The following is a 20,527-nucleotide window of genomic DNA, read 5'->3' on the forward strand; positions in this document are numbered from 1 at the left end:
GGCAAAATTTAACATGCAGGTTAAGCTGTAGCCATCAATTACTTCAGGGATAAAAAATGGCTGAGCTAGTGGCTGACTGCCCAAGATGTGGTGCAACGAAGACTACGTTTGATGTCTGTGGCTCTAATCCAAGAGGTACTGGCCGTGAAGATTGGCAACGCATCTATGAAACGTATTGTGTATGCAGACATTGCCACCGCGCCACTTTGTTTGTGTTGAAAATGGCTGATTACAACGCTCACCAAGTTTTCGCTACTAAGGGATTGGCAGCATCCAATGGATCTATCAATTCCTATTTTTCCATTCAGAGCTACATCAGCCTGAAAGATATAACGTGGACCCTCCGGAGTACCTCCCTCCAGAAATCGACGCAGCGTTTCGTGAAGGTGCCACTTGCTTAGCGGTCAAGTGCTTTAACGCTGCAGGAACGATGTTTAGACTCTCTGTCGACCTTGCTACGCAGGAACTTTTACCCCCCGCCAGTGAAGTGGGAGGGCCAAATGGTCGTCAGCGGCGCGACCTTGGATTACGTCTCCAATGGTTGTTTGATAACGGAAAGCTACCTGAGGAGCTGCACGACCTCGCGCACTGCATCAAAGAAGATGGAAACGACGGCGCCCACAGAGGAACACTTTCCGAGGCCGATGCCGAAGACATGCTGGACTTCACCGTACACCTGCTTGAACGCCGCTACACGCTTCCCAAACGCATTTTGGACGCAGCGGCACGTAGGGCGGAAAGGTCTCGCTGATCACTCCGCGAAATACTCGAACTGCTATTGCCTTTACCCGGCAACGCCACGACTGAGTATTGATCCCACGTGCCTGATTGACTTCTTGAGTCCATGCTGATGTGTCAGGCCAAAGACCGTTTTGGGTCGGAACCTGCCCGTCACGCCGAAAACCTGAAAGACTGTTTCCAGTCTTCAGCGGGTATTCGGCACCACCTGTCTGACCGCCCAGTGTCTATCGATTACGGGGTCGCCCGCGCGTCCGAATCAAACACCAGCCTCCTTCGCTATTGCAGCCATTCAAGGAGGGAATGTTGATCGGAGAAATCAATTCGATGGTGTCCCACAAGCCCTCCGACCAGCTCAGGGCGAAAGCTTAAAGCTTCAAACCATGTCCGCGCAGGCTGGGCATCTCCACCGCCCTGATCAGCCGCGTTTCCTGCGCCGTGATCAGGTGCTCTGAGGCTGACAGATAAGCAGGGAAATCAGGGTGCGCATCACGCGCCTTGCAGCGCCGTTCGTAGTCGGCCAGGTCGTCATAGCCCCACAAGTGCACAAACTGATTCTGCGGCCCGACCAGGCTGGTGTAGAAGCCGACCGGGTGGCCCAGCGTCTGCAGCAGGAGGGGCATGGCGAGGCGGTCGAACACCTCCAGAAACTCGCCCATCTTGCGCAGCTTGATGGTGTAGATGCGGTGGTCGATCAGCGGTTTTTCCAGGTAGTTCATGCCCTGGCTCCCGAGTTCAATCCGGCCTTGTCGGCAATGTGGTGGGCGGTGATAAAGCCGAACGTCATGTTAGGGCCGTGCGTGATGCCGGCGCCGGGGTAGTTGCCGCCCATGACGCTGGCGCGGTCGTTGCCGACGGCGTACAAACCGTCAATGGCCGAACCGTCTCGCTTGAGCACTTCGCCTACCACGCTGGTCTGGATGCCGTCGAAAGTGCCAAGGTCGCCCATGATGACCTTGACCGCGAAATACGGGCCTTTGAGAACCGGCGCCACGCACGGGTTGGGTTGGTTCTCGGGGTCGGCCAGATAGCGGTTGAAGGCAGTGCGGCCGCGACCGAAAGCCGGGTCGTCCCCCCTGACTGCGCCCACGTTGTACTCGCGCACGGTTTGCTCCAGTCCGGCGGGGTCGATGCCGGTCTGGCTGGCCAAATCGGCCAGCGTGTCGCCCTTGACCAGGTAACCGTTGCGGATGAGGCCACCCAGCGGCATGGGCGAGGGCTTGGCGTAGCCGAGACCGTACTTGCCCATGGTGGCCTTGTCGCAGACCAGCCACATGGCGGTTTCCTTCTGCCCTTCGCAGGCCCGGATCATGGCGGCGCCGACGTCGTGGTACGAGTTGGTCTCGTTGGTGAAGCGCTTGCCGTTTTTCAGCACGCCGATGATGCCGGGCTTATAGCGGTCCAGCAGGTGCGGGAACACGCCGAATTCGCCGTTGCCATAGGGCACGCGCGACACCGGCATCCAGGCGGCCGAGTCCTGGAAGCGGATGTCGACCACCCCGCCCACGGCTTCCGCCATGTGGGTGCCGTCCCCGGTGTTGGCTGTCGGTGTTGGCGACAAATGCTCGCCACCGCGCGCCAGGTGCGGGTAGGCCTTGGCGATGCGCTGGATGTCGTGCGGAAAACCGCCGCAGGCCAGCACCACACCTTGCCGGGCGGTGATGCGGTACTCGCTGCCCTCGCCGCCCACCCGCACGCCGATGGCCTTGCCTTTGTCCATCAGGATTTCCTTGGCCGGGCTGCTGGTGAAAATGGGAATGTTCAAGTCCAGCACCGATTTGGCCAGACGCGCCGCCAGCGCATTGCCGCTGGTCACGTTGATGCCGCGGCGGTACAGCGCCAGCTCCTTGATATGGGTGACCAGGCGCTTGGCAACATAGATGAACGAGGTCAGCGATTGGGTGGCCTGAAAGAAGTGTTTCAGGTCGGCGTTGGACGAGTTGAACATCATGCCGATGAAGGTGATGGTCTTGAGCGGCGGCTTCAGGCGCGCCATGTCCTTGCCCAAGCCGCGGATGTCGAACGGTGCGGCCAGGATGGAGCGGCCGATAGCCACGCCACCGGGCTCGTCGGGGTGGTAATCGGGGTAGAGCGTGGGGATGAATTGCATCGCCGTTTCGCGTTCGAAGAACTCGACCATCTTCGGGCCGTTGTCCAGAAACGCGTCGACCGCCGCTGCGTCATAAAACGCGCCGGTTTCTTGCATCATGTAGGTGCGCACCGCCTCGCGCGTGTCGGCCGGATTCTGCTGGCGACCATGCGGGCCGAGCGGAATCCACAGCACGCCGCCCGACAGTGCGGTGGTGCCGCCGAACACCGGTTCCTTTTCCAGCACGACCACATCCAACCCGCGCTTCTTGGCCGTGATGGCGGTGGCCAGGCCGGCCGCGCCGGAGCCGATGACGATCAAATCGCATTCGAAGTTTTTAGACATGTGTTTCTCCAACAGCATCAGAAAGGTTGGCGTCCGCCCCCTCGGGGGGCAGCGCAGTACACGCCGTGACAAGCGTGGGGGCCACGTTGTAGCCGGGGCGCGGCACCATGTCCATTAGCATGGAGGACATGCCGCCATCCACGGCCAGCTCGGCCCCATTGACATAGGCGGCGCGCGGGCTGGCCAGGAACAGCGCCACATCGGCGATGTCTTGCGGTTCGCCAACGCGCCGGCTTGCAGTCACGAGCGCACGTTTGGCTTCAAAACCGGGTTCCTCATAGAACTTGGCGGACAGCGCGGTGCGGATCATGCCGGGGCAGATGGCGTTGCTGCGGACACCAAACGGCCCCCATTCCACCGCCATCTGACGCGACAGCAACAGCACGCCGGCCTTGCTGGCGCTGTAGGCACCGCTGTTGGTTTGCGGCGTGAGGGCGGAAATCGAGGCCACGTTCACGATGCTGCCGCGACCCGCCTGGCGCATCTGCGCGCTGAAGGCACGGGCGCACAGCAGGTAGCCGGTCAGGTTGACGGCCAGCACTGCGTTCCAGTCGGCCAGGCTGACATCGGCCAGGCCACCCGGGCGCAACATGCCGGCGTTGTTGATAAGGGCGTAACACGGCCCCAATTCAGCCAGTACGCGTTGCGCAGCGGCGTTGACACTGGCCTCGGAGGAGGTATCGCAGGCCACGGCCAGGGCGGTGGCGCCCCCGGTCACGAGTTCAGCGGCGACTTTTTGGCAACCGGCCGCGTCGCGATCCAGCAAAACCACCTTGGCGCCGGCCCGAGCCAGGCTGCGGGCGATGGCCGCACCAATGCCACTGGCGGCGCCGGTAACGACACACACTTGGCCATCCAGTTCGAGCCAATGAGGGCGAGAATCAGTCATGAAATTTCCTCCAAATTCGATGATCGATTGTTCGCGGCCGCAGCCTCGGCCAGTTTGACAATTCACGCCGGAATCAAGACAATTCGTGCGTCTTCCAGGGGCTACATGTGACAACCCGGGTTATCCCTAACTACGCGCTGTACGGCGTCCAGGCTCAGCCCAGTTGGCAGAGTTCGTTCGACTTCGAGTGGATTCCGCAGCGCTCCCGCCCCTACAACTGGAAGATCCGGCCGCACAAGCACGATGCGTTCATCCAAATTCTGTACTTGACGCATGGCTCCGGCGAAGTGTCGATGGACAATGCCAAGGTTCTGGTGACCGCGCCCTGCCTGCTGCTGATTCCTGCACAAACCGTGCATGGGTTCAGCTTCTCGGAAGATGTGAACGGCCCCGTCGTCACGGCGGCGCAGCGGCCACTGGAATCCCTGGTGAGCGTGGCGATGCCGGAGCTGCTGCCCCTCATCCGCAAGCCCGCGATCATTTCGCTGGTGGATGCCAGTCGCCAGGCCGAGGCGCTGATGCCGCTGTTTCTGGCAATCGAGCGCGAAGCCCATCTCCAGGCCGTCGGTCAGGTGAACGCCGGCATGGCCTTGCTGGCGGCGGTGTGCGTGCAGGTGGCGCGCCTGAGCCATGTGAATGAGGCTACGCCCATGAGTGGGAGCTCGCGCAGGACCCTGCAGATTGAAAAGTTCCGGGCCTTGGTGAATGAAGACTACAAGAAGCACCGGCCGATCACGGCCTACGCCGACCAGCTGGGCATCACGCCGGGGCAGTTGTCGCGTTTATGCCGCGAGGTGCTGGGCATTTCCAGCCTGGACGTCATCAACGCCCGCCTCGTCCACGAGGCGCAGCGTGAACTGATCTACACCACCAACAGCATCAAGCAGCTGGCCGATAGCCTGGGCTTTGCTGACGAGACTTACTTCGGTCGTTTCTTCCGCAAACACACGGGCGTGAGTCCGCGCGAGTTTCGGGCGAAAGCGCTGGAGGCGATGCTGCTGCCGGAAGGCGCCACGCCGCGGCCTGGCGCGTAGTTTCGAACTTGACGCGGCGCCACCCCGCTTCAGGTCAGAACCAGCAGAACCGGCTGGTGGTCCGAGGCGTCGCTGGTCGGGTCCACGCGCACGTCTTGCACGCGGGACGCCAGATCCTCGCTCACGAAGATGAAGTCGAACGTGAACGGCGGGCCGGGCCATTGTTCTTTGTCGAACAGCCCTACGGTTGGCGCGTGCGCCTCGTTGCGATGCGTGAGTTCCCAGGCATCCCGATACGGTGGCGTCGCATCGTCGATGGCGGCGAGCAAGCGCATCCGCTCGGCCGACTCGGGCCGACAGTTGAAGTCACCGGTCAGGATGGATGCGGCAGCCCGCGGCACGGCGCAAAACGGGCCGTCGGTCGGCGCGCCGGGTCGCGGGCTGCGCGCCTGGGCCACGGCCTCCCGATGCAGGTCGCGCAGCCGCTCGATCTGCGCCGCGCGCTGAAGGCGGGAATAGTATTCGAGGTGCGTGGTGGCGACGCGGATCAGGCCCACGGGCGTGTCGAGCGTGGCTTCGAGCGCGATCCTTTGCATGCAGGAAACGCCGGGGTCAGCCGGCCAGGGCAAGAGGTGGCGCCAGACCTGCAGCACCGGATAGCGCGAAAAAATCATGTTGCCGAAAGCCCGCCGCCCGCCTGTGGGGTGAGGTGTGTCGGTGGCCACGCCAGCAATGGCCGTGTAAGCCGGCAAGCGGTCAGCCAGTCCCTTGAACTGGTCGCTGCCATCGCAGCCTGGCAGTTCGGGGTAGCCGGCCGACAGCTCCTGCAGGCACAACACATCGAACTCTGCTAAGCGGCGGGCATGGGCCACGATCCGGTCGAGGTCCACCCGCTCATCGGCCCCGCGTCCCCATTGAATATTCCACGTAATGAGCTTCATATCCCCGGTCCAAACAATCTGCGAAAGCAAACTGGATAATAAGAAAGAAGACCCGTTGTGGTCAACATCATGGGCACTTTGGACTCGACTTTGGGTCACCATTGGGGCATGCTCACCAAGCATCGTCCGGAACATCCACCACGCGGGCGCAAGGCCGATATGGACGCATTCCTTCAACTCGAATGAATACCATCTTGAAAATTTGAACAGGGAATGAAATCCATGAAACCAGCCGCACGCCCCCACAGTCCAGAGGAAATTGAACTCAAGCTGGCGCTGCCAGGTGCCAACCCGTCCAGTCTGGCCAAACAACTGGCCCGTTCGCCCGTATTGGCACGGCGCCAGCCGACTCACCAGCACTTGCACAACGTCTACTACGACACGCCCGAGCAGCACTTGCGCCAGCAGCGGATCGCGCTGCGCATACGGCGCGTTGGCAGCGAGGCCAAGCCGAAGTGGCTGCAAACCCTCAAGACGGGCGGCCGCAGTGACTCGGCGCTGAGCCAGCGTGGCGAATGGGAAACGCCGGTACCCAATGCCAACTTGTCTCTAAAAGCGCTCAACGCCACGCCCTGGTCGGGCATCGATCCTGACGGCAGCCTGTTTCAGGCCTTGGCACCAAGCTTTGTAACGAGCTTCGAGCGCACCATTTGGCTGGTACGCAAACGCGATGGCAGCGTGGTCGAGGTGGCGTTGGACCTGGGTCATATCGTGGCGGGCGACAAGACCACCCCGATATGTGAGCTGGAGTTTGAACTGAAAGCAGGCCAGCCGGCCGCATTGTTCGACATCGCCCAGCAAATTGCCCGCACCCTCGCGGTACTGCCGGCGACCATGAGCAAGGCGGAGCGCGGCTACGCCCTGGCACAGGATGGGCTGGACACGCCGCTACGTGCGCAGCCCCCGCGGTTGACGTCGGAGCTGTCCGTGCTGGCGGCGGCGCAACGCGTGCTCAGCGAGATGTTCTGCCAGTTCACCCGCAACCTGAACGCGCTACGCAGCTCGGACGATCCCGAGGTGGTGCACCAGGCCCGGGTCGGCTGGCGGCGCTTCAAAAGTGCCAGCCGCCTTTTTCGGCCCGTGTTGGCGCTCGACGCGATGCCCTCCCGACAGCCGCTGCAAACGCTTCTAAGTTGCCTGGGTGAACTGCGGGATATCGACGTGGCCCGCACTGAGACGCTCCCGCCCCTGGCCGAAGCCTATGCGGCGGGCAACGAGCGGCGGGCGCAGGCATGGCAAGCCATGACACAGGCCTTGACGCAAGGCGCCGAACTCCAGCGAAAAGCCGTGCGCTATGCACTGCAGGAGCCGAGCGTTGGGGCGAGCCTGCTGGCAACCACACAATGGCTGGAAGGCTTGACGGCGTCGCCAACTGCGGGAGATGCGGTGACTGAATCCAAGCTGTCGCTGCGCCGCTGGAGCAGGCGCCGCATTGACCGTCTGCATGCGCAATTCAAGCGCGCTCTGAAGGACGCCTGCGACCCCGAGAGTCAGCACCGTGCGCGCATTCTCGCCAAGCGCATGCGCTACGGCATTGAGGCGCTGCGCAGCCTGCTGCCCAAGAAGCGGGCACAGCGCTGGGGCCAACAGGCCACCGGTCTGCAGACCAGCATCGGGACAACACGCGATCTCATGCAGGCGGCGACACTGGTCGCCCGGCTGGAACTGGACCGGGGGCTGGCGGAATTCCTGCGCGGTGTTGCGGCGGGATCGGTCGCGCGCCCTTGAACAGGCAAGCCCAAGACGCACTGGAGACCTCATGGAAGATCCCAATTTAGCGCTTCGCTTCGCCGTGGCCATCGGACTCGGCGTGTTGCTGGGCCTGGAACGTGAGCGCACTAAGGGTGAGGATGGCGGAGCTGGCGTGCGCACCTTTGCACTGATCTCACTCAGCGGCGCCATCGCGGGCTATCTCGGGGAGAACCTGGGGCTGGACTGGCTGGCGCTGGCGATGTTCATCGCCGTCGCCGCGCTCATCATCGGGATGTATGTGGTCACGGCGCAGCGCGGCGACACCGGCATCACCACCGAGGTGTCGGCACTGCTGGCGTTCCTGCTGGGCCTGTTGTGCGCCCATGGCCGGCTCCAGCTGGCGAGCTGGGTCGCCGTCGCGATGGCCTTGCTGCTCGCGCTCAAAGACTGGCTGCATCAGCTCGCCAGCCGCATCAATGCAACCGACGTGGAGGCGACCCTCAAGTTCAGCATTGTCACGCTCATCATCCTGCCGCTGGTGCCAGACGTCAACTACGGGCCACCACCGCTGGATGTCATCAACCCCTACAAGATCTGGCTGATGGTGGTGCTGATCTCGGCACTGAACTTCAGCAGCTACCTGCTGATCAAGATCGTGGGTGCCGAGCATGGCGTCGGCCTGGCCGGCCTGCTCGGTGGGCTGGCCTCAAGCACTGCAGTCACCCTCGGGTTCTCGCAGCGTAGCCGGCAAACCGACGCGGACGCCTCGGCGCTGGCGCTTGGCATCGTACTTGCCTGGACGGTGATGTTCTTCCGTGTCGCGATCATGACCGCGCTGATCAGCTGGGAGCTCGGACGCCAGATCGCCCTGGTGATCGGCTTGCTGTGCGTGGCGAGCCTGGGGGCATGCTATTGGTTGTGGTCTCGAAACAAGCGGCGCGAACGCGGAGAAGTCAAACCCGGCAGCAATCCTTTTGAGCTCGATGAAGCCATCAAGTTCGGCTTGCTGTTCGGCGTGGTGCTGCTGGTCGCCAGAGCGGCGCAAGTCTATCTGGGAGATATGGGCCTTTATATTGCGGCCGCAGTCGCGGGCCTGACCGACGTTGACGCCATCACGCTCGCCATGGCCAACCTGGTTCAGAGCGATGCCTCAAACCTGCAGGTTGCGGCACGCGCCATTGTGATCGCCGTCATGGCCAACACCCTGACCAAAAGTGGCATGGCGATTGGACTGGGTTCGTCCGAACTGCGGCGCATCACCCTGCCGATTGCCGGCCTGCTGCTGGTGACGGGTACAGCCGGGGCCATGCTGCTGTAAAGAAGCCGGCCTGCCTGCGCAGGCGGAGCCGGGCCAAAAAAAAGCACCCGAAGGTGCCGTTTCAAGGTTGGTGCCGTGAGGCAGCGAACCCTTAACGCGTCTTTGAAACCGTCGTGGCGGCATTGACTGCCTGCGTGGTCACGGCCGTGAAGTTCGACTCGGCCAATTCCACGGCCTTTTTGGCGGACCGCTTGGCCGACTCGATGACGTTCTGGCTGACGTTCACCGCGCTCCTGAAAGCGGCGACGGTGGACTGGGTTCCCGCAGGGGCGTTCTGTGCCAGGTTCTCCACCAGGTCGACCAATGCGGTCTGCGCTTGGGCGATCTGGGCCTCACCCGCTTTCGAAAATTCGGACCCGGTTTCTGCCACAACGCTGTAGACATTGCGGCCATAGGCGATGGATTTCTCAGTCAGCGGCTGGATAAGACCGACTTGCAAGGCCGCCAGCTGCTGCGGGTGTTTGGCGCCCAGGAGGGCTTGGGTATGACCGAAGGACCCCATAAACAAATCCCTGGAGGCAGCCAGATTCAGCGCAACCAGCTTTTCGAAGCTGGCATAGGCCCGGGTCGTCAGGCCCTCCAGCATCTTTAGGTTGGCTTGGCGGGCAGCAATGAGTTGTTCGACGGTGTAGGTCATTATTTCAATGTTCACTGGTAGGTTAAATTTCCGGGCGGTCCAACACCATCTGAAATTTCTTTACAACTGATGCCAGAGGACTGCATTTGAATTGGCAACCCGATTCAGGAAGTTGCGCTATCGCAACAAAAAATCAGTTTCCAACACATCCATCCGTGCGCATTGATGGTCCCATTTCTCGGACTCGCTCGCCGCCTATGACGAGGCGCCGGACGGTAGTTCTGCTGCGCGGCGGCTCAGTATCTCGAACGCCGGCAGGGTTTTGCCCTCCAGCACCTCCAGGAATGCGCCACCGCCGGTCGAGATGTAGCCCACCTGTTTTTCAATGCCATATTTGGCAATCGCCGCCAGCGTATCACCACCGCCAGCAATGGAAAACGCGCTGGACTCGGCAATGGCGTGGGCAATCACCTTGGTGCCGTTCTCGAACGCGGCGAATTCGAATACGCCGACCGGGCCGTTCCAGACGATAGTGCCGGCCGCCTTGAGTTGCGCCGCAAGCAACTTCGCGGTCTCTGGGCCGATGTCCAGAATCAGGTCGTCGTCCGCCACGTCGGTGGCGGCTTTGACCGTGGCCACGGCATCCGCCGCGAAGGTCTTGGCGGTCACCACATCGGTCGGGATCGGCACCGCAGCTCCGCGGGCTTTCATGGCTTCAATCACCGCTTTCGCGTCGGCCAGCAAGTCCGGCTCAGCCAGACTCTTGCCGATCTTCAGACCGGCCGCCAGCATGAAGGTGTTGGCGATGCCGCCGCCAACGATGAGCTGGTCCACCTTGTCGGCCAGGCTTTTCAAAATGGTCAGTTTGGTGGAAACTTTGGAGCCCGCCACAATCGCGACCAGCGGCCGCTTCGGATTGGCCAGCGCCAGCGTGATGGCGTCCATCTCGGCGGCCAGCAGCGGGCCGGCACACGCCACTTTGGCGAACTGGGCAATGCCGTAGGTGGAGGCCTCGGCCCGGTGCGCCGTGCCAAAGGCGTCGTGCACAAAAATGTCGCACAAAGCGGCCATTTTCTTTGCCAGTTCTTCCTTGTTTTTTTTCTCGCCCGGGTTGACGCGGCAGTTTTCCAGCATCACCAGCTGGCCCGGCTGCACGCTGACGCCCTCCACCCAGTTGGCGACCAGCGGCACCTCGCGCCCCATCAGCTCGGCCATGCGTTGGGCCACCGGCGCCAGCGAGTCAGAAGGCTTGAACGCACCCTCGGTCGGGCGGCCCAGATGCGAGGTCACCATGACGGCGGCACCGGCGTCCAGCGCCATCTGGATGCAGGGAATGGAGGCGCGAATGCGGGTGTCTTCGGTGATCACGCCGGCATCGTCTTGCGGCACGTTGAGATCGGCACGGATAAACACACGTTTGCCAGTGACTTGGCCTTGCGCGCACAGGTCGGAAAAGCGGATGACGTTCATGGAAAACCCCTAACAGTAAGTTGAAAAACAATGAGCCGAATTGTAGGAGCGCCCTGCAGGCCAGGACACCCAAGCAAGCTACCAGCCCAGGCCCAGATGCAGCGGTAAATACACCGCCATGCCCATCACAATGGTGCCCAGCACGGCCTGCCCGGCGCCCTTGCGCCAGAAAAACCAGGCAGCGCCGGCGGCCACGGCGAACAGCCGGGCGTCTTGCCAGGTGCTGATGAAGTGGCCCTGCGTCATCACCATTTCCGGCACGATGACGGCGGCCAGCGCGGCAATCGGTGCGTATTGCAGCCCGCGCTGGGCCCAGTGCGGCAAGGTCCAGGGCTTGCTGGAGATAAAGAAGAACGAACGGGTGATCACCGTGACGCCGGCCAGACCGATGATGATGACAACGTTCCAGAGCTCTGTGCTGCCGGTCATGATGCTTGCCCGGAGTTCAGGCGAGTCTCTTCCAGCATGAGGCACAGCGCCACCGCTGCCGCAATCGCCACCAGGATATTGAGCTTGAAAGGCAAGGCAAACGCGGCAACGGCCGCCGCACCCGCCACCCCGGCCGACACCAGGCGTAGCCGACTTGATGCCAGCGAACACAAAATGCCGAGCAGCGCCAGGATGCCGGCAAAGCCCAAACCCCAATGCGTGGGAATGAAGTTGGCCAGCACCACGCCCAGCACACTGCAACCGACCCAGCTGACCCAGTTCACGCCGCAGTTACCCGCCAGGTAAGCCTGCTGGGCGCGCCGCTGCGCCGCATCGCCGCCGTGGTGGGGGAAGCGCCGGGTAAACAGCACATAGCTCAGGTCGGCTGTGAGGTAGCCGGTGACGAGCCGCTGCCACAAGGGCAGGTGCATGACGTAGGGCCGCAAATGGGCGCTGAACACCACAAAGCGCAGGTTGACGCAAAACCCGGTGGCCAAAATGACCCACATCGGGGCGCCCACCGCGAGCAGCGGAATCGCCGCCAGTTGCGAACTGCCGGCGAAAACGAGCACGCTCATCAGCAATGCTTCGGTCAGGCTCATGCCGGACTTCATCATGGCCACACCTGTCATCAAGCCCCAGGCGGCCAAGCCGGGGGCCGCCGCCAGTGAGTCCAGCGCGCCTTGACGGAATTCTGGGTGCCGGTAGTTGCTGCGTTGAAAAAACACTAGCTGGCACGCTTCGCAAACGCCATGCCGGGCTGCAGATCAAAACCGCGCACGAAGTCCGCTACGCCCAGGCGCTTCCCCCCCGGGCGCTGCAACTCGGCAATGCTCACTATTGAATTCATAGCTACTACCGCAATACCCTCGGCGGCTACAGCCAGAATTGATCCAAATTCCGCACCAGCAGGCGGCGTCCCTGCTCCGACACCTGCGGCCCAGATTTTGAGGGTTTCACCCTGCACTGTGGCGGTGGCAACGGGGAAGGGGTTGAAGGCGCGCACCCGGCGTGCAATCAGCTCGGCCGGCTGCGCCCAATCAATCGCCGCTTCGTGTTTTTCAATCTTGTGGGCGTAAGTGACACCTTCTGCCGGCTGCGGCACTGGCTTCAAAGCGCCAGCCGCCGCCAGTTGCAGGGCCTCAAGCATCAGCCGCCCGCCCAAAGCCGCCAGTTGGTCGTGCAAGCTGGTCGTGGTGTCGCTCGCCGCAATCGGCAGTTTTTCGACCAGCAGCATGTCGCCGGTATCCAGCCCGGCGTCCATTTGCATGATGGTGACGCCGGTCTCGGTGTCGCCCGCCTCAATCGCCCGGTGAATCGGTGCCGCGCCGCGCCAGCGGGGAAGGAGCGAGGCGTGAATATTGAAACAGCCTTGGGCAGGCGCATCCAGTACCCATTGCGGCAGGATCAGGCCATAGGCCGCGACCACCATGGCATCGGCCTGCGCCGCGTCGATGGCGGCCCGCGCCGCAGCCGCATCGTCGGGATACTTGCCGTCCAAGCGCAGGCTGCGCGGCTGCGCCACCGGAATGCCCTGGTCGAGGGCGTATTGTTTGACGCTGGAGGCGTGCAACTTCATGCCGCGCCCGGCGGGGCGGTCGGGCTGCGTCAGCACCAGCACAATCTCGTGGCCCGCCGCGTGCAGGCGCTCCAGGGCAACCCGGGCGAACTCGGGCGTGCCCGCAAAGATGAGTCTCACCGCTCTTCCTCGCGCAAGGCCTTGAGCATTTTTTTCTTGATGCGGCTGCGCTTCAGCGGCGACAGGTATTCGACAAACACTTTGCCCATCAGGTGATCCATCTCGTGCTGAATGCAGACCGCCAACAGGCCGTCGGCTTCAATCACATGGGATTGACCCTCGCCGTTGAGCGCGCTCACCGTGACGGCGTCAAAGCGCTGCACCCCGTCGTAGACACCCGGCACCGACAGACAGCCTTCTTCGTTGAGGTGGGTCTCGGTGCTGGTCCAGAGCGTTTGCGGGTTGATGAGCACCAGCGGCTGATCGCGCTCTTCGGACACGTCAATCACAATCAGGCGTTCGTGCACATCCACCTGCGTCGCCGCCAGACCGATGCCTTTGGCCTCGTACATGGTTTGCAGCATGTTCGCAATGAGCGTCTGGATGCGAGCGTCCACCGCCTGTACCGGTTTGGCCACCGTGTGCAGTTTGGGATCGGGAAAACAAAGAATGGGGAGTGAAGCCATGTTTTTAATCGGTTGGGGATGGGGCACCTTGCTGCGCGACTGCGATTTGTCCCGCAAAACTCCAGGATCGCTGAGGACAGGGCCAACTCACTTCGAGTCGCGACGATCTATCCGGCAAGATTTCAATAATGTCGTTATTTTCGCTACTTTTGACCGGTCCGGCACAGGTCAAGCCGAGAAAACGTTGCCCAATCAAGGGCTTGAGCGCAAAATCGCGCGTGATTTATCAAGATTTTCTCCGGGCTGGCAACGCGGCAACTCGTCCTCCCGGACCGACCCAACGGCATTTGCAGTGCCGCGAAATATGACAAAAAACATAATGGTGAATTCCAACGTTGCCTTCCGAACCACCCTCGCCGCCCTGGCGACGCTGACCGGCACCTTGATGGCGCCACCCGTGTGGGCCCAGAATTACCCGATCACGCCAGGCCAGAAGGCCACGGCGGCCCAGGTCGCGCAAGCCGGTGTGCCCTTGAGCGAATTGGCGGCCAACGCACCGGACAACTACACCGTTAAACGGGGTGACACGCTGTGGGCCATCTCCGGCCTGTTCCTGAAAAGTGCCTGGCGCTGGCCCGAGCTGTGGGGCATGAACCTGCAGGACATCAAGAATCCGCATCTGATCTACCCCGGCCAGATGCTGTACCTGGAGAAAAAAGACGGCCGTGCGACCTTGCGCACCCGGCTGTCGGCCAACGGTGACGTGCCAACCAACACGGTGCGCCTATCGCCTCGCACCCGCTACGAAAGCCTGGCCAGCGACGCCCTGCCGACGCTGAAGAGCCACCTGATTGAGCCCTTTCTGGCGGAACCGGTGATCGTGGACGAAAACGGGCTCAAGGCGGCACCGCGCATTGTGGCGACGCAAGAAGGCCGGGTGTTGCTGACCCGTGGCGACCGCGCCTACGCCCGAGGTCAAGCCGACACCGTGCTGGTGGATGAACCCAGCCAGAAGCAAAAGGCCTACCGCGTGTTTCGCAACGCCACGCCCCTGAAGGACCCGGTGACGGCGGAGGTTCTGGGTTACGAAGCGCAATATGTCGGCAAGGCCTTGCTGGCCCGTGGCGAGTCCACCCAGGAATCGACCGGCAAAGATGGAAAGCCCCGCACGGACATTGTTCCGGGCACGATCGACATCATTGCGGCCAAGGAAGAGATGCGCGTCGGCGACCGGCTGCTGCCTGAGCCTGAGCGCCAGTTCCTGAGTTACGCCCCCCACGCGCCGCAAAACAAGGTCGACGCCCGCATCGTCTCGGTGTACGGCAGTGCTGTCGTCAATGCGGCGCAAAACCAGGTGGTGGTGGTCAATCTTGGCACCCGGGATGGCATTGAGAGTGGGCACGTCCTGGCCATCCTGACCAGCGGGGCACGCCTGATCGACAAGACCGACGAGGCCCGCACCGAGCTGAAATTGCCGGATGAGCGCAACGGTTTGCTGATGGTGTTCAAGACGTTCGAGAAACTCTCGTACGCCCTGGTGCTGGAGATCACGGAGGGTGTCAAGGTGGGTGACCGGCTGGTCAACCCGCGCTAGTACGATGACCCCCACGCTTGTCACGATGTTTACTGCGTACAGAAATTACACATTCAAGTCGATTGATGGAGCGTGACGAACTTGGCAGCTGGCTGCGTCTGACGCTCACGCCCGGCGTTGGCAACAGCACGGCGCGCAAATTGCTGGCGGCCTTCGGCTTGCCCGAGACCGTGTTCAGCCAGTCGGCGGCGGCGCTACGCCAGGTGGTCAGCACGGCACAGGCCATCAGCCTGCGCGCGGAACCGCCTGAGCTGGCCGAGCTGCTTGAGCTCACCTGGACCTGGCTGCAGGATGCTGGCGGCGGCCGGGCCCGGCGCCACATCCTGGTTCTGGGGGACGCCGATTACCCGGCTTCGCTTCTGAGCATCGAAGACCCGCCACTGATGCTGTACCTGCTGGGCGCTGGCAAATTTACATCAAACAAGCCATCAGCCCCCGAGGATATTGCGCATATAGCTATAAATACTATAGCAAACACCCTGGCAGCCAGTCTGGCACAAAGCATTGCCGTGGTCGGCAGTCGCAACCCCACGCCGCAAGGGGCGGCCAACGCGCGGCATTTTTCCAAGGCGCTGGCGCAAGCCGGCCTGACCGTGGTGTCCGGTCTCGCCCTGGGGGTCGACGGCGCTGCCCACGAAGGCGCGCTGGACAGCCTGGCGCCCGGCTCAGACCGGCTGGCCACCGTGGCCGTGGTGGGCACCGGGCTGGACCGGGTTTACCCCAAAAGTCACCTGGAACTGGCACACCGTATCGCCCAAAACGGGCTGCTCATCAGCGAGTACCCGCTGGGCACCCCGCCCTTGGCCCCCAATTTCCCCAAACGCAACCGCCTCATTGCCGGTCTGGCGCAGGGCACCCTGGTGATTGAGGCGGCCATGAAGTCAGGCTCACTCGTCACCGCACGACTGACGGCCGAACAAGGCAAGGACGTCTTCGCCATTCCGGGCTCCATTCACTCCACCCAGGCACGCGGCTGCCACGCGCTGATCAAGCAGGGGGCCAAGCTGGTGGAATCGGCGCAGGATGTACTGGAAGAAATGAAAATCGATGACGGCTCCGAACATGCTATTGATTCAATAGCCTCCAGCACAGATTCCGAAACGGCCGACGGCCTGTTTGCGACAGAAGATACGCTGCTGACGGCGCTGGGCTTTGATCCCGTCGGACTGGACGCACTGCAGGCCCGCTGCAGCCTGGACACGGCCAATCTGCAAGCCCAATTAATGACACTGGAGCTCGCCGGGCAGGTGGCACGCCTGCCCGGCGGCCTGTTCCAGCGCATGGTCCCCGTATAAAGCCGGAATTGGGCCTGAATTGGCCGCCAAGTCCACTTTGGCAAGCACCTTGGTGGAACAGGAATCCCCATTCGCGCTATATTGGAGTCATGTTTGAAGTGCTTGTCTTCGTTTACGAAAATTATTGGCGCGGCGATGCCTGCCCTGAATTGGCCCACCTTGAGCGCAAGCTGAATGCCGTGGGCTTCGAGGCCGAGGAAATTCAGGACGCGCTCACCTGGCTGAACGACCTGAATCTGGCGGCCCGGGGCCTGCAGCGGCCCGACCCTGACCATGGCACGGGTGGCGCCACGGCGCTGTCCGACATCAAGTCATGGTCGCCCTCACCCCTCAGCATGCGCGTGTACTCGACGGCCGAGCAGGACCATTTGGGCGCGGATTGTCTGGGGTTTGTCACTTTTCTCGAAACCTCGGGCGTGCTGCCGGCGCCCATGCGCGAGATCGTGATCGACCGCGCCATGGCGGCGCCCGCAGACCCCTTACCCCTGGACGATTTCAAAATCATCGTGCTGATGGTGTACTGGAGTCTGGGTGAAGAACCCGATGCACTGGTGCTCGACGAGTTGTGCGATGACAGCTCTCACCGGCTGGCCCACTGAGGCCAGGTCATTCAACCCAACAGCCGCTCCGGATTGGCTTCCAGCTTGACCAGCGCATCACGCGTGGCGCGCACGGTGAGTGTTTCCTCTTCTTGCGGTAACAGCAGACCGGCCTGCAAATAGGCGGCCAGGCGACCGGCCTGTATCAAATAGCTGTGACCATCGGTTGAAGCAAACAAGGTCAGATGTTTGCGGTCACTGCGCCAGACGAATTGCACCTGGGTCACCCGCCCGTTGTGGTCCAGCGTAAACCAAGCGCCCAATTCCAGCTCTTGTGCCCACGCCAGCATGGCCGCGGTCGGTCTGGAGCCACCGTCAGCCACTACATCAATCCTGGAGGATTCAATGCCCAGCATCAATTCAATGCTCTGGGCATCCAGTGGCAGATCCCCCATGCCGTCATCGCTGACGAAGTCTTCGAGGTTCGCCAGGCGCTGCGCCATGACCTGAATCTGCTCGTCCGGAATGGCCTGGGTCTTGGACAGGAAAGCATCCGCCAGAATATCGCTGACCGTCTTGATATGAGCCTCTTGCTCAACCGGTGCCACGCCCAGCAGGGTCATGCCTGAACGCAATTTTTGCAGAAGCTGTGGCAAATCCTGAATGACACGGGCACGATCGCTGCGGTTGGGCTTGGCGCTAGCGGCCCAGACAAGGTCGGTGGCCGATTTTTTGAATGCCAGGGTCTCTGGATGCTGCGGTCCCTTGCGTACCGCGGCCATGGCCAGCACCTCGGCCCAGACTTTGAAGAGGAACTCACGAATCTCATCACGCACCGGAATGTCCTTGAGCATGTTGCGCATTTCGATCGTGTACTGGATGGTCAGGGTTTCCTTCTCTTCCACCTGCTGGGCCACACTGACCAGTTTTTGCGTGGTGGCCTTGCCGGTCAGGAACTGCGCCAGAAACTTCTGGAACTCGGCATAGACCAGTTGGTACACCCGCTTGCCGGTCTCGGGATACTGCTCGATCACCTGCACCACCCGTTTTATTTCGTTCTCCAGCGCTCTGCCATTGATGCCGCTGCCATCAAAACCCATGACACAGGAGCCCATGCGGTCAATCAGCTGACGTGCCGGATGATTCAGGGTGCCGAAGAAATCCGGCTCGGCCAGGGCCACACGCAGCACCGGCATTTGCAGGCGTGCAAACCACACCCGAATGCCCGGCGGAATCCGATCCTCTTGCAAAATGGCCTGAAACATCAACGCGACAATCTCGATTGTGGCTTTTTCACTTGTCGTTTCCGCCTTGCTTTTGAGTTCGGCCGTTCTAGCCCGCAACTCACCCGCCACCCGCGCCACACCGGCCGGGCTGTAATCTTCCAGGACGGTGCCACCGCCCGAGTAGAGCCCGGCTGAGCGTGAGCGCACGGCAATGGCCGCCGCCAGCGCCGGTGACGGCGGCTGGAAGTGTGTGGCTTCAAAACCTGTTCCGCCCGACCCGATGAGCAAACGCTTGAGCTGCCCCAATACCCCCTGCGCCCGGCTACGGGCTCGGGCCAGTGGCGTGTTGGAGGTCATCATGCGCGTTTCATCAGCGGCGCTGCCATAACCCGAACTGTGCCGGCCAGCCGACCCCGTGTCAGGGCCCCAACCCAAACGGCCGCCAAAAGCCCCACCCGCTGGCGGCTTGACTGGGCCACCCTGACTCGTCGGGCCTTGCACACTGGGGCCGCCGCCCGCCGCCCCTTGAGCTCCGGTGTTGGCGGCAAGATTCGCTTGACCTGAATCGCTCCCGGTTTGTCGCTCCATTGACGCTGGACCCGGCGCAGGGGCACTGGACGGGCCAGCACGAGGGGCCGCAGAAGCCACCCGCTTGACGCGGTTTGTCAACTCGATGACGGGCAGCACGCCCTGCTTGATCAATAGCGCATTGGCGTTGGCGTAGGCTTGCAATAGGCGCTCACTCAAGAGCTTGAGCACCAGATCGCTCACCATGGGCCAGGCCTCGCGCGGCAGCCCTGCATTGGCCCATTGCTCGACCATCAACAAAACCAGCACTTCGGGCCGGAGAATGTCGTGGCCCTCAAGGTCTTCCAATCCCTGCAGGAACTTAATGCGCACCTGCAGATCATTCAGTTCGGTGCTGACTTTTTCCGCCACGCCCAAGACCAGGCGGGACGCGAGTATCTTGTTCTCCACCACATCGGTTCCGACCAGCTCCAGGTCACCTTCCTGCGCCTTCTGGACCGCGCGCACCGGGGGGGCCAAGGCGGCCCGCCAGTCTTTCAAGGTGCCCTCCACCCACGCCGCCCGGTGGCGCTGAAAAGCAGTCCAGGCATCACGCCGGCTCTGCATTTCACGCGATGGTGCGGCTTCACTCATCAGGGCTGTCAGCCGCTCCTGCACGGCTGCCGCCAGTTCCATCAATGCGCGCTCAGCCTCGGTTACGAAGCGCTTGCGCGTCTCTTGGGCGAGCTGGACTCGTTGCTCAAAAGATGCTTTGATGGCCATTTTTCAGTCTCTGATCAGACCGTGGCACCCGCGTTAGGGTCATTTGGATCTTCATCCTTCTTGGACCCGCCCTTGATCAGGTCTTCGCGCTGGATGCCCAGCCACATCGCAATCGCCGCCGCCACGAACACCGACGAATAGATGCCGAACAGGATGCCAATGGTGAGGGCCAGCGCAAAGTAATGCAGCGTGGCCCCGCCAAAAAACAGCATGGACAACACCATCAACTGGGTTGACCCGTGCGTGATGATGGTCCGGCTGATGGTCGAGGTGATGGCACTGTCGATGATTTCGTGCGAATTCATCTTGCGATAGCGCCGGAAATTCTCGCGAATACGGTCAAAGATCACGACCGACTCGTTGACCGAGTAGCCCAGCACCGCCAGCACCGCGGCCAGCACCGGGAGCGAAAACTCCCACTGGAAAAAGGCGAAAAAACCCAGGATGATGATGACGTCGTGCAAATTGGCAATGATGGCCGCCACGGCGAATTTCCATTCAAACCGCAACGCCAGGTAGATCATGATGCCCGCGACCACAAATGCCAGGGCCTTGAGACCGTCAGTAGCCAACTCATCGCCCACCTGCGGTCCGACAAACTCGCTTCGGCGCATGGTGGCGGACGGATCGGCCGCCTTGAGCGCGACCATCACCCGGTCGCTTTGCTGGGAAGAGCTCACGCCTTTTTGCACCGGCATGCGGATCAACACATCGCGTGCAGTACCAAAGTTTTGAACTTGCACATCGCTCAGGCCCAGCGTGGCCACCGTGTCGCGAACCCGGTTCAGGTCTGCGGGCTGTGAGTAGGTCACCTCCATCAAGGTCCCCCCCGTGAACTCCACCGACAGGTGCAAGCCGCGGCTGAACAGGAAGAACACTGCGGCCAGAAAGGTGATGAGCGAGACGAGATTGAAAATGAGCGCATGCCGCATGAACGGAATGTCGCGCTTGATTTTAAAAAATTCCATGAATACCT

Annotated in this window: 19 protein-coding genes; 7 read left to right on the top strand and 12 right to left on the bottom strand. The window is 62.0% G+C overall.

Annotation, left to right across the window (positions count from 1 at the left end; all coding sequences use genetic code 11):
- The first annotated feature begins 430 nt into the window (after positions 1 to 430).
- Positions 431 to 751, top strand: coding sequence for a DUF4145 domain-containing protein (locus tag C5P05_RS34060; protein ID WP_232834592.1), 321 nt, complete (start codon positions 431 to 433; stop codon positions 749 to 751).
- Between the two features lie 355 nt (positions 752 to 1,106).
- On the opposite strand, the gene C5P05_RS20215 is transcribed toward C5P05_RS34060, so the two are convergent.
- The 3 genes from C5P05_RS20215 to C5P05_RS20225 are packed head-to-tail and all read right to left on the bottom strand — an operon-like array spanning position 1,107 to position 4,061.
- A complete protein-coding gene (locus C5P05_RS20215) occupies positions 1,107 to 1,457 on the bottom strand; it encodes an NIPSNAP family protein (protein WP_114971633.1) in 351 nt (116 codons plus the stop codon).
- The gene (locus tag C5P05_RS20220; protein WP_114971634.1) at positions 1,454 to 3,172 is read right to left on the bottom strand and encodes an FAD-dependent oxidoreductase; all 1,719 of its coding nucleotides are present in this window, start codon (positions 3,170 to 3,172) and stop codon (positions 1,454 to 1,456) included. The genes C5P05_RS20215 and C5P05_RS20220 overlap by 4 nt, the downstream gene beginning before the upstream one ends.
- On the bottom strand, positions 3,165 to 4,061 hold the full coding sequence (locus C5P05_RS20225; RefSeq protein ID WP_114971635.1) for an SDR family NAD(P)-dependent oxidoreductase: 897 nt from the start codon (positions 4,059 to 4,061) through the stop codon (positions 3,165 to 3,167). The genes C5P05_RS20220 and C5P05_RS20225 overlap by 8 nt, the downstream gene beginning before the upstream one ends.
- A gap of 107 nt (positions 4,062 to 4,168) precedes the next feature.
- On the opposite strand from C5P05_RS20225, the gene C5P05_RS20230 reads away from it, so the two are divergent.
- Positions 4,169 to 5,095 carry a helix-turn-helix domain-containing protein gene (locus C5P05_RS20230; protein WP_114971636.1) on the top strand — a complete coding sequence of 309 codons (927 nt, stop codon included), beginning with the start codon at positions 4,169 to 4,171 and terminating at the stop codon, positions 5,093 to 5,095.
- A gap of 29 nt (positions 5,096 to 5,124) precedes the next feature.
- On the opposite strand, the gene C5P05_RS20235 is transcribed toward C5P05_RS20230, so the two are convergent.
- Complete coding sequence (locus C5P05_RS20235) at positions 5,125 to 5,976, bottom strand: endonuclease/exonuclease/phosphatase family protein (protein WP_114971637.1); 852 nt, start codon at positions 5,974 to 5,976, stop codon at positions 5,125 to 5,127.
- Positions 5,977 to 6,198: 222 nt separating this feature from the next.
- On the opposite strand from C5P05_RS20235, the gene C5P05_RS20240 reads away from it, so the two are divergent.
- Positions 6,199 to 7,704, top strand: coding sequence for a CHAD domain-containing protein (locus C5P05_RS20240; RefSeq protein WP_114971685.1), 1,506 nt, complete (start codon positions 6,199 to 6,201; stop codon positions 7,702 to 7,704).
- 31 nt (positions 7,705 to 7,735) lie between these two features.
- Positions 7,736 to 8,986, top strand: coding sequence for an MgtC/SapB family protein (locus C5P05_RS20245; RefSeq protein WP_114971638.1), 1,251 nt, complete (start codon positions 7,736 to 7,738; stop codon positions 8,984 to 8,986).
- 91 nt (positions 8,987 to 9,077) lie between these two features.
- On the opposite strand, the gene C5P05_RS20250 is transcribed toward C5P05_RS20245, so the two are convergent.
- From C5P05_RS20250 to def, 6 genes are all read right to left on the bottom strand, one after another.
- Positions 9,078 to 9,623 (bottom strand): phasin family protein, encoded by a 546-nt coding sequence (locus C5P05_RS20250; RefSeq protein ID WP_114971639.1) that lies wholly within the window; start codon positions 9,621 to 9,623, stop codon positions 9,078 to 9,080.
- 195 nt (positions 9,624 to 9,818) lie between these two features.
- Positions 9,819 to 11,033 (bottom strand): phosphoglycerate kinase, encoded by a 1,215-nt coding sequence (locus C5P05_RS20255; protein ID WP_114971640.1) that lies wholly within the window; start codon positions 11,031 to 11,033, stop codon positions 9,819 to 9,821.
- Positions 11,034 to 11,111: 78 nt separating this feature from the next.
- Positions 11,112 to 11,462, bottom strand: a complete 351-nt coding sequence (locus C5P05_RS20260) for an AzlD domain-containing protein (protein ID WP_114971641.1) — start codon at positions 11,460 to 11,462, stop codon at positions 11,112 to 11,114.
- Entirely contained in the window at positions 11,459 to 12,190 is a 732-nt protein-coding gene (locus tag C5P05_RS20265; RefSeq protein ID WP_114971642.1) for an AzlC family ABC transporter permease, read from the bottom strand. Before C5P05_RS20265 ends, C5P05_RS20260 begins: the two co-directional genes overlap by 4 nt.
- Positions 12,190 to 13,161 carry a methionyl-tRNA formyltransferase gene (gene fmt, locus C5P05_RS20270; protein WP_114971643.1) on the bottom strand — a complete coding sequence of 324 codons (972 nt, stop codon included), beginning with the start codon at positions 13,159 to 13,161 and terminating at the stop codon, positions 12,190 to 12,192. Before fmt ends, C5P05_RS20265 begins: the two co-directional genes overlap by 1 nt.
- Positions 13,158 to 13,667, bottom strand: a complete 510-nt coding sequence (def, locus tag C5P05_RS20275) for a peptide deformylase (RefSeq protein ID WP_114971686.1) — start codon at positions 13,665 to 13,667, stop codon at positions 13,158 to 13,160. The genes fmt and def overlap by 4 nt, the downstream gene beginning before the upstream one ends.
- A gap of 304 nt (positions 13,668 to 13,971) precedes the next feature.
- On the opposite strand from def, the gene C5P05_RS20280 reads away from it, so the two are divergent.
- From C5P05_RS20280 to C5P05_RS20290, 3 genes are all read left to right on the top strand, one after another.
- Entirely contained in the window at positions 13,972 to 15,201 is a 1,230-nt protein-coding gene (locus C5P05_RS20280; protein ID WP_114971644.1) for a LysM peptidoglycan-binding domain-containing protein, read from the top strand.
- A 65-nt stretch (positions 15,202 to 15,266) separates the two neighbouring features.
- The gene (gene dprA / locus C5P05_RS20285) at positions 15,267 to 16,496 is read left to right on the top strand and encodes a DNA-processing protein DprA (RefSeq protein ID WP_114971645.1); all 1,230 of its coding nucleotides are present in this window, start codon (positions 15,267 to 15,269) and stop codon (positions 16,494 to 16,496) included.
- Positions 16,497 to 16,585: 89 nt separating this feature from the next.
- Positions 16,586 to 17,095 carry a DUF494 family protein gene (locus C5P05_RS20290; protein WP_114971646.1) on the top strand — a complete coding sequence of 170 codons (510 nt, stop codon included), beginning with the start codon at positions 16,586 to 16,588 and terminating at the stop codon, positions 17,093 to 17,095.
- 11 nt (positions 17,096 to 17,106) lie between these two features.
- On the opposite strand, the gene C5P05_RS20295 is transcribed toward C5P05_RS20290, so the two are convergent.
- Together C5P05_RS20295 and secF are read right to left on the bottom strand one after the other, a co-directional pair.
- A complete protein-coding gene (locus tag C5P05_RS20295; RefSeq protein ID WP_114971647.1) occupies positions 17,107 to 19,551 on the bottom strand; it encodes a DUF1631 family protein in 2,445 nt (814 codons plus the stop codon).
- Positions 19,552 to 19,565: 14 nt separating this feature from the next.
- Positions 19,566 to 20,519, bottom strand: a complete 954-nt coding sequence (gene secF, locus C5P05_RS20300) for a protein translocase subunit SecF (RefSeq protein WP_114971648.1) — start codon at positions 20,517 to 20,519, stop codon at positions 19,566 to 19,568.
- Between the last annotated feature and the right edge of the window lie 8 nt (positions 20,520 to 20,527).

It is taken from the genome of Rhodoferax ferrireducens (genome assembly GCF_003347515.1).
In the GTDB taxonomy this organism is placed as follows: domain Bacteria; phylum Pseudomonadota; class Gammaproteobacteria; order Burkholderiales; family Burkholderiaceae_C; genus Rhodoferax.

Bases quoted from the DNA above. Each gene is read 5' to 3' on its own strand.
- C5P05_RS20245 (WP_114971638.1), top strand. From the start codon at position 7,736: ATGGAAGATCCCAATTTAGCGCTTCGCTTCGCCGTGGCCATCGGACTC.
- C5P05_RS34060 (WP_232834592.1), top strand. From the start codon at position 431: ATGTTTAGACTCTCTGTCGACCTTGCTACGCAGGAACTTTTACCCCCC.
- C5P05_RS20250 (WP_114971639.1), bottom strand. From the start codon at position 9,623: ATGACCTACACCGTCGAACAACTCATTGCTGCCCGCCAAGCCAACCTA.
- secF (WP_114971648.1), bottom strand. From the start codon at position 20,519: ATGGAATTTTTTAAAATCAAGCGCGACATTCCGTTCATGCGGCATGCG.
- C5P05_RS20280 (WP_114971644.1), top strand. From the start codon at position 13,972: ATGACAAAAAACATAATGGTGAATTCCAACGTTGCCTTCCGAACCACC.
- C5P05_RS20290 (WP_114971646.1), top strand. From the start codon at position 16,586: ATGTTTGAAGTGCTTGTCTTCGTTTACGAAAATTATTGGCGCGGCGAT.
- C5P05_RS20240 (WP_114971685.1), top strand. From the start codon at position 6,199: ATGAAACCAGCCGCACGCCCCCACAGTCCAGAGGAAATTGAACTCAAG.
- C5P05_RS20215 (WP_114971633.1), bottom strand. From the start codon at position 1,457: ATGAACTACCTGGAAAAACCGCTGATCGACCACCGCATCTACACCATC.
- C5P05_RS20260 (WP_114971641.1), bottom strand. From the start codon at position 11,462: ATGACCGGCAGCACAGAGCTCTGGAACGTTGTCATCATCATCGGTCTG.
- C5P05_RS20220 (WP_114971634.1), bottom strand. From the start codon at position 3,172: ATGTCTAAAAACTTCGAATGCGATTTGATCGTCATCGGCTCCGGCGCG.
- C5P05_RS20255 (WP_114971640.1), bottom strand. From the start codon at position 11,033: ATGAACGTCATCCGCTTTTCCGACCTGTGCGCGCAAGGCCAAGTCACT.
- dprA (WP_114971645.1), top strand. From the start codon at position 15,267: ATGGAGCGTGACGAACTTGGCAGCTGGCTGCGTCTGACGCTCACGCCC.
- def (WP_114971686.1), bottom strand. From the start codon at position 13,667: ATGGCTTCACTCCCCATTCTTTGTTTTCCCGATCCCAAACTGCACACG.
- C5P05_RS20225 (WP_114971635.1), bottom strand. From the start codon at position 4,061: ATGACTGATTCTCGCCCTCATTGGCTCGAACTGGATGGCCAAGTGTGT.
- C5P05_RS20295 (WP_114971647.1), bottom strand. From the start codon at position 19,551: ATGGCCATCAAAGCATCTTTTGAGCAACGAGTCCAGCTCGCCCAAGAG.
- C5P05_RS20235 (WP_114971637.1), bottom strand. From the start codon at position 5,976: ATGAAGCTCATTACGTGGAATATTCAATGGGGACGCGGGGCCGATGAG.